7 protein-coding genes and 1 pseudogene are annotated in these 6,000 nt (G+C 58.0%); all 8 read left to right on the top strand.

Going from position 1 to position 6,000, the window contains the following annotated elements; translation table 11 throughout:
* Window positions 1–315: pseudogene (locus GR138_RS29825) on the top strand (hypothetical protein); the annotation flags it as partial.
* A gap of 43 nt (window positions 316–358) precedes the next feature.
* The gene (locus GR138_RS29820) at window positions 359–2,443 is read left to right on the top strand and encodes a ParB/RepB/Spo0J family partition protein (RefSeq protein WP_338091205.1); all 2,085 of its coding nucleotides are present in this window, start codon (window positions 359–361) and stop codon (window positions 2,441–2,443) included.
* Between the two features lie 285 nt (window positions 2,444–2,728).
* Window positions 2,729–2,935 carry a hypothetical protein gene (locus GR138_RS29815; protein WP_160862900.1) on the top strand — a complete coding sequence of 69 codons (207 nt, stop codon included), beginning with the start codon at window positions 2,729–2,731 and terminating at the stop codon, window positions 2,933–2,935.
* 194 nt (window positions 2,936–3,129) lie between these two features.
* A complete protein-coding gene (locus GR138_RS29810; RefSeq protein ID WP_160862899.1) occupies window positions 3,130–3,840 on the top strand; it encodes a helix-turn-helix domain-containing protein in 711 nt (236 codons plus the stop codon).
* A 279-nt stretch (window positions 3,841–4,119) separates the two neighbouring features.
* Window positions 4,120–4,791 carry a ParA family protein gene (locus GR138_RS29805; RefSeq protein ID WP_160862898.1) on the top strand — a complete coding sequence of 224 codons (672 nt, stop codon included), beginning with the start codon at window positions 4,120–4,122 and terminating at the stop codon, window positions 4,789–4,791.
* Entirely contained in the window at window positions 4,788–5,114 is a 327-nt protein-coding gene (locus GR138_RS29800) for a stability/partitioning determinant (RefSeq protein ID WP_160862897.1), read from the top strand. Before GR138_RS29805 ends, GR138_RS29800 begins: the two co-directional genes overlap by 4 nt.
* 50 nt (window positions 5,115–5,164) lie before the next feature.
* Window positions 5,165–5,548: a type II toxin-antitoxin system RelE/ParE family toxin gene (locus tag GR138_RS29795; RefSeq protein WP_160862896.1), complete on the top strand. Its 384-nt coding sequence runs from the start codon at window positions 5,165–5,167 to the stop codon at window positions 5,546–5,548.
* A complete protein-coding gene (locus GR138_RS29790; protein WP_160862895.1) occupies window positions 5,532–5,849 on the top strand; it encodes a helix-turn-helix domain-containing protein in 318 nt (105 codons plus the stop codon). The genes GR138_RS29795 and GR138_RS29790 overlap by 17 nt, the downstream gene beginning before the upstream one ends.
* Window positions 5,850–6,000: the final 151 nt, after the last annotated feature.

Here is a 6,000-nt window from a genome sequence, read left to right as displayed (position 1 = left end):
AAGAAACCCCACGGTTTCGAGGTCGGCCATGTCCTCTATGCCTCATGGGGCTATGAGCAGACCAATATCGATTTCTATCAGGTGACGAAGATCATCGGCGCTCACATGGTCGAGGTTTGCGGCGTCAGCCAGATTTCTGCCGACAAGGGCGATGAGCCGTGGATGACCGGCAAGGTGGTTCCCAAGCTCGACGCCTTCACCGGCAAGCCCATGCGCCGCCGCGTCAACGGTCGATCCAAGTCCGTGCGCATCGACAATGTGCGAACCGCCTTCCTCTGGGACGGTAGGCCGCTCAACTGGACCGGCTACGCCTGACGGCCGCTCCCCTCCCCCACTGACATTTTCCGATCACATCAACATGAGGACCATTCCCATGAACGCTATCACTGTATCCGAAACCGCCGTTGAAGCCGTCGCTGTCGAGATCGAGGACAGCGCCCCCGGTATCACCTATCTGTCATCGGACACCAAGGAAATCCCGTTGTCCCGCCTTGTTCCAAGCCCCGCCAACGTTCGGCGCTTCAATGCCGCCGTCAATGTCGGGGAACTGGCCGACAGCATCGAGGCGCATGGCCTGATCCAGAACCTCACCGTCCGGAAGGCAAAACGCGGCAACAAATATGAGGTTGTCGCCGGTTCCCGCCGCCTTGCCGCCCTCACCCTTCTGGTCACGCAAGGCCGACTGGACAAGAGCACGCTCATAACCTGCAACATTCGTTCCGGTGACGACAGCGACACCGAGGTTTCCCTTGCCGAGAACACGCAGCGCGAGGCCATGCATATCGTGGACGAGATTCTGGCCTATCGCCAGCTTGTCGAGGACGGCATGACCCCGGAAAACATCGCCGCCCGGTTCGGCCAGTCTGTCGCTACCGTGCGCCAGAGGCTCAAGCTTGCCAATCTATCCCCGCGTATACTCGACGAGCTACGCGAGGATAAAATCCGCATCGATCAGGCCAAGGCGCTGGCGATCAGCGATGATCATGCCGCGCAGGATCGGGCATGGTTCGAAACACAATCATGGAACCGCGACCCCTATTCGCTCCGTGCCATGCTGACCCGCGATCATGTCCGCAGCACCGACAAGCTGGCCCAGTTCGTCGGGATTGAGGTCTACGAGACCGCAGGCGGTGCGATCATGCGCGATCTCTTTGCCGAGGCTGACACCACGTTCTTGACGGATCGCGCTTTGCTGGTGACGCTGGCGACGAGACAGCTTGAACAGGAGTCCGATACCCTCAAAATCAGGGGGTGGAAATGGGTAGACGCCGGACTCGAGGCGTCGGCCATCCACAATGGAGGTTTCGCCCGTATCTTCCCCAAGGGCAACGTTCCGACCAGCGTCGAACAGTCTGAGCTTTCCACTTTGGCCGAACGTTTCGATGAGATCGCAGGCCGCATCGAGAACTATGCCGAGGGCGATCCGGCCATTGAGGCCGACGAGGCCGAGCTTGCCGGGGTCGAAAGTCGCATGGAGGCAATCCGCAGCGCGGCCAAGGTCTACGATAGCGAGGAAAAGGCGTTGGCCGGATGCATCGTCACCATTGGCAACGGCGGAACCCTGCAGATCGAACAGGGGCTTGTGCGGCCTGACGATCTGGCAGCGCTGCGTTTCTTGCGTAATCCGCAGCCAGACGGGCAGGACCGCGAGACCGCAGGGGGTGGAGAAGCCGCCAGCGCCGGAAGCGTTCATGCCCTTTCGGCCCGTCATGGTGATGACGACGACGCGGCAGAGCAGGCAGTGACCTATTCCGCCGCGCTCATCGAGGAGCTGACCGCGATCCGCACCGTCGCCATGCGCAACGAGCTGGTGACGCGCCCGAACCTTGCCCTTGCCGTCATGCTCTATCCCCTGGCACTGAAAACCTTCCTGACCGGGAACGGCTATTGGCGGGTCGGTGCAGCCGTCGAGATCAGCGGCCAATTGAAGGACTTGGCCCCGTCGATCAAGGAGCCGGAAGCATGCGCGGTGCTGACCGAATGGACCCGCATCCACGAAACATGGGGCTACAAGCTTCCCGGCGATCCCGGAGACCTGTGGGAATGGCTGCTGCAACAGCACCCGCATCAGCTTCTGGAGCTGTTGGCCGTCGTCACCGCCGCGAACATCAATGCCGTTGAGGCCAAGCACGATCACGACCGCGACCGCCTCGCCCACGCGGATCAGCTGGCCGCTGCCCTCAAACTCGACATGAACAGCCATTGGGAGGCGCAGGCTCCGTTTCTGTCCCGGTTGTCCAAAGCGCAGATTGCCGAGGTGATGGAGGATGCCGGTTGCGCGAAAAGCGCCATCAAGGCGGCAGGCAAGGCCCCGAAGGCCGAGGCCGTGGCGCTGGCGGAAAAAGCCCTTGCCGGAAAAGGGTGGCTCCCTAGTCCGTTGCGCTCGAACATTGGTGATGAACAGCAGAACCAGGACGGCCAGCAGGCTATGCCCGCTGGGTAGTCATAAGCGGGAATATAGCCCGATTTTCTCACAAACGAATAAAACCCGGCGCTTGCGTCGGGTTTCCGCATGCAAAAGATAGCAGATTATAATCAGTTTATGAGCAAAATGTTCGCGCGAGCTGGTTCAAGCCGGGATCGACCCGGCCCAAACCAGTTGAGAGGCGCCCGCGCCCCGCCTCTCAAGCTCTCCCCACCCTTCCCTTTTTGAGTGAGCGACTGCTAAAGGCCGCTACTGCAGATTTGCACCTTGCAGAATCAGTGCGAATCGGAGTTTCCTGTAACGATGAGCACAGCGAAACCAGTCAGAGAAAAAGTGGCAGCCCATCGTCAGCGTTTGCGCGAGGCGGGGCGGATCTATGTCAGTACTGATCTTCCCACCGATCTGGTGGACTGTCTTGATAAGATCAAGACAGAACGCGGGCTGGCGTCGCGGGCGCAGGTGTTTGAATTAGCTTTAAAGGCGTTTGTTGACAATGAAATGAGGGCATAACGAAAAAACCCCTCGCCGCTGGTAACGGCTAGGGGTTTTCGGTCAGTTACGACATCGGCTTTTGAGGCCTCTCAATCTAGTCCTCAAGATAGTCGAGTGTTCAAGAACCTGCAAGAGGTGTCTCTTGTCGGAACGATGAATCTTTGTCCGCTGTCCACAGTCGTGCCCGCCTGAAGAAGGAGGCGGAAAGGACCATGTTTGAACAGATAGGGGCGGTGCTCGAAAGAGCACCAGCCGAGCGGGAACGCACGCCCGTTCGGCGGCAGAGCCGTGCGCGCGGACGATGCGAAGGTGTCTTCTGGCGACGGACGAACCGACAGGATGTGCGCGCGATCGTGTTGGCGGCACGACGCTATGAATTGGCAGGCCGGCAACCTGGTGCTCGCAATGGACCCTTGGGGGGCGTGGCGATCGAGCTGCTGGAGCTGTTCGCCAATCTCGTTGATTTCCGCACTGGCCGGCTGGAGCCGTCGATTGACACCCTCATGCTGAAGCTCAGGCGCTCGCGTGACGCGATCGTGCGGGCGCTGAAGAACTTGCGCGCCCATGGCTTCCTCGACTGGCTGCGTCGCTACGAGCCGACAGGTAACGAGGGGCGCGGCCCCCAGGTGAAGCAGGCCAGCAACGCCTATCGCATGTCCCTGCCCGATCGAGTGCGGCAGCTCCTTGGACGTTGGGGCATGGCCCCTCCTGTTCCGGACGATCGCGTTCAGGCTGAGGCAGAACGCGCTGCGGATATCGAAGCACATAGGACATCGCTAGATATTGAAGCCCGAACCCTGTTCGATGTTGGTGATAATCCCTTAGGGCAGGCGCTTGCTCGCCTAGGAAAAGCTATCAATCTACGTGAGTCCGCCAGACAGACTGAATCCCTATCTGGTTCTATAAATAATAGAAAAGAATAAGCGGACGTCGCCGTTCGGACCTCCACGAGGTCCTGCGACGGTTGCGGCCCGCGCCTATTGCGGGCCGGTTCGGCATCTACAGCATCAAACAACGCAGCTTAACACCTGCGGCCAATGTTCTATGGCTTTTGAAAAGGTGGGAAGGAAAATTGGTCACCGGAATAATTTAGCAGCTTACAAGCTGCTAGCTTTTTGTTGACTGATAGCAAGCTGCATGTAAATTGTTTATAAATACAAATCTGCTAGCTTTCTGCTAATCAGCAGATTTGGAGATGTGTGATGCCAGTCATTTCATTCGTGTCGAGCAAGGGCGGGGTCGGTAAAACAACGTCTGCCGTCGTGCTTGCCGGCGAGTTCGCTGCGGCCGGCCGGAAGGTGGTCTTGATCGACGCGGACCCCAACCGCCCGCTTGAAGCCTGGGCCCGCCTGAAGGGTACGCCGGATATCCTACGGCTTATGATTGACGATTCCGCGGAGACCATCATCGATACCATCGAGGACGCCCGGGCGAATGCTGATTTTGTCATCGTCGACCTGGAAGGCACCGCGACCGATCGCATTGGTTTTGCGATTGCCCGCTCGGATCTCGTTTTAATTCCGCTCCAGAGCTCTGTTCTTGACGCGTCTGAGGCCGCTAAGTCCGTGAAGCTCGTTCACCAGATGCGGAAGGTTGCCAATCGGGAGATCCCTTACAGGGTTTTCTTCACGCGCGTCCCGCCCGCTATTCGCGAGCGGACCGCGCGAGATATCGACCGGCAATTTTCCGACGCGGCCATACCAGTTTTACCTGCAACACTGATTGATCGTGCCGCGTACCGGGCGTTGTTTTCCCTTGGCGGAATACTTCACGATCTGGAACGATCCGATGTGTCGGGTTTGGAGAGCGCCAAGGAGAATGGTCGCGAATTTGCTCAGGCAGTTATCAACGCTTTGAAAGGAGAGGGTGCATGAGTAGCGAAGACAAGAAGCGGGCGACCCTCGATTTCGGAAATTTAAACGATACGCCCGCTCCGCCCGTCGACAATGATGCTGTGAAGGCTGCCGCCAGAGCTGCAGGGTTCCGAGAAACGCCCAAGGCTGCCGCTTACGAAACAGCAGCTCCCATTCGAGCCACCCGTAGAACACGTCGAAAAACAGGACGTACAGAACAATTCGCTACACGCCTTCGGGCAGAGACTATCGAGGCGATTTACAACTATGCGGATCAGCATGAGATCACGTTAGCTGAAACCATTGAGCGCGCAGTCGCTGCTCTTAGGAATGATGCTAAGTGACACTCTTGAAGTGTAACGCTTGGTGTTATATTTAAGAGGTAGGAAATCTCGTGAGAGTTTTTAAAAACGGATGGTTTCAGAAGTTTGCCCGGAAAGAGAAAATCTCTGACGCGATGCTTTGTGAAGCCGTTGCGCGGGCTGAACGCGGCCAGATTGATGCCGATCTAGGGGCTGGCCTTATCAAGCAGCGCGTTGCTCGGCCGGGCGCTGGGAAGTCTGGCGGATTCCGGACGCTGGTTTTCTTCCGAACGCAGCAGAGAGCAATCTTTGCCTTCGGGTTTGCCAAGAGTGATATGGCCAATCTCGATGACGCGGACGAAGCTTACCTGAAGAAGGCCGCAAAACTGGTTTTAGGATTTACAGACGAGCAATTGGACGCGGAAGTCGTTGCGGGTCGAATGCTAGAGGTGAGATGCGATGACCAAAACCTATAAGAGTGAGGCATTAGCAGCCGTCCATGAAATGATGGAGGGCTTCTATGAGTCCGGGGCGATCGACAAAAAAACAATGCGCGAATTTGATGAGGGTTGCCTGACAACCGTGGAGCCGCTGACTCCGGAGGAAATTCGCACTATCCGTGAGCGCGAGAGTATTTCTCAGCCGGTGTTTGCCCGATATCTCAACGTCAGCAAGGGACTGGTTTCAGACTGGGAACGCGGCGTTAAAAGGCCGAGCGGTCCTGCTCTGCGATTATTGACCGTGGTTAGAAATAAGGGATTACAGGCGATTGCCTGACCCACTGCCAGCATACTCCCTCTCCCGGCAGAGCTGCGGTCCTCTTCGGTACAGAGGGCCGATCGAGATATACCGACACAGGATTACGCTAGCTCGGGGCAGGGCATCGCGGCGACAGCCGCCCGCTCGAGAGGCGAACGCTCTTTCAAAT

This window comes from Shinella kummerowiae (assembly GCF_009827055.1).
Taxonomy (GTDB): domain Bacteria; phylum Pseudomonadota; class Alphaproteobacteria; order Rhizobiales; family Rhizobiaceae; genus Shinella; species Shinella kummerowiae.
The sequence above is the reverse complement of the archived record's forward strand: the minus strand, read 5'-3'. Positions and strand labels throughout refer to the sequence as shown.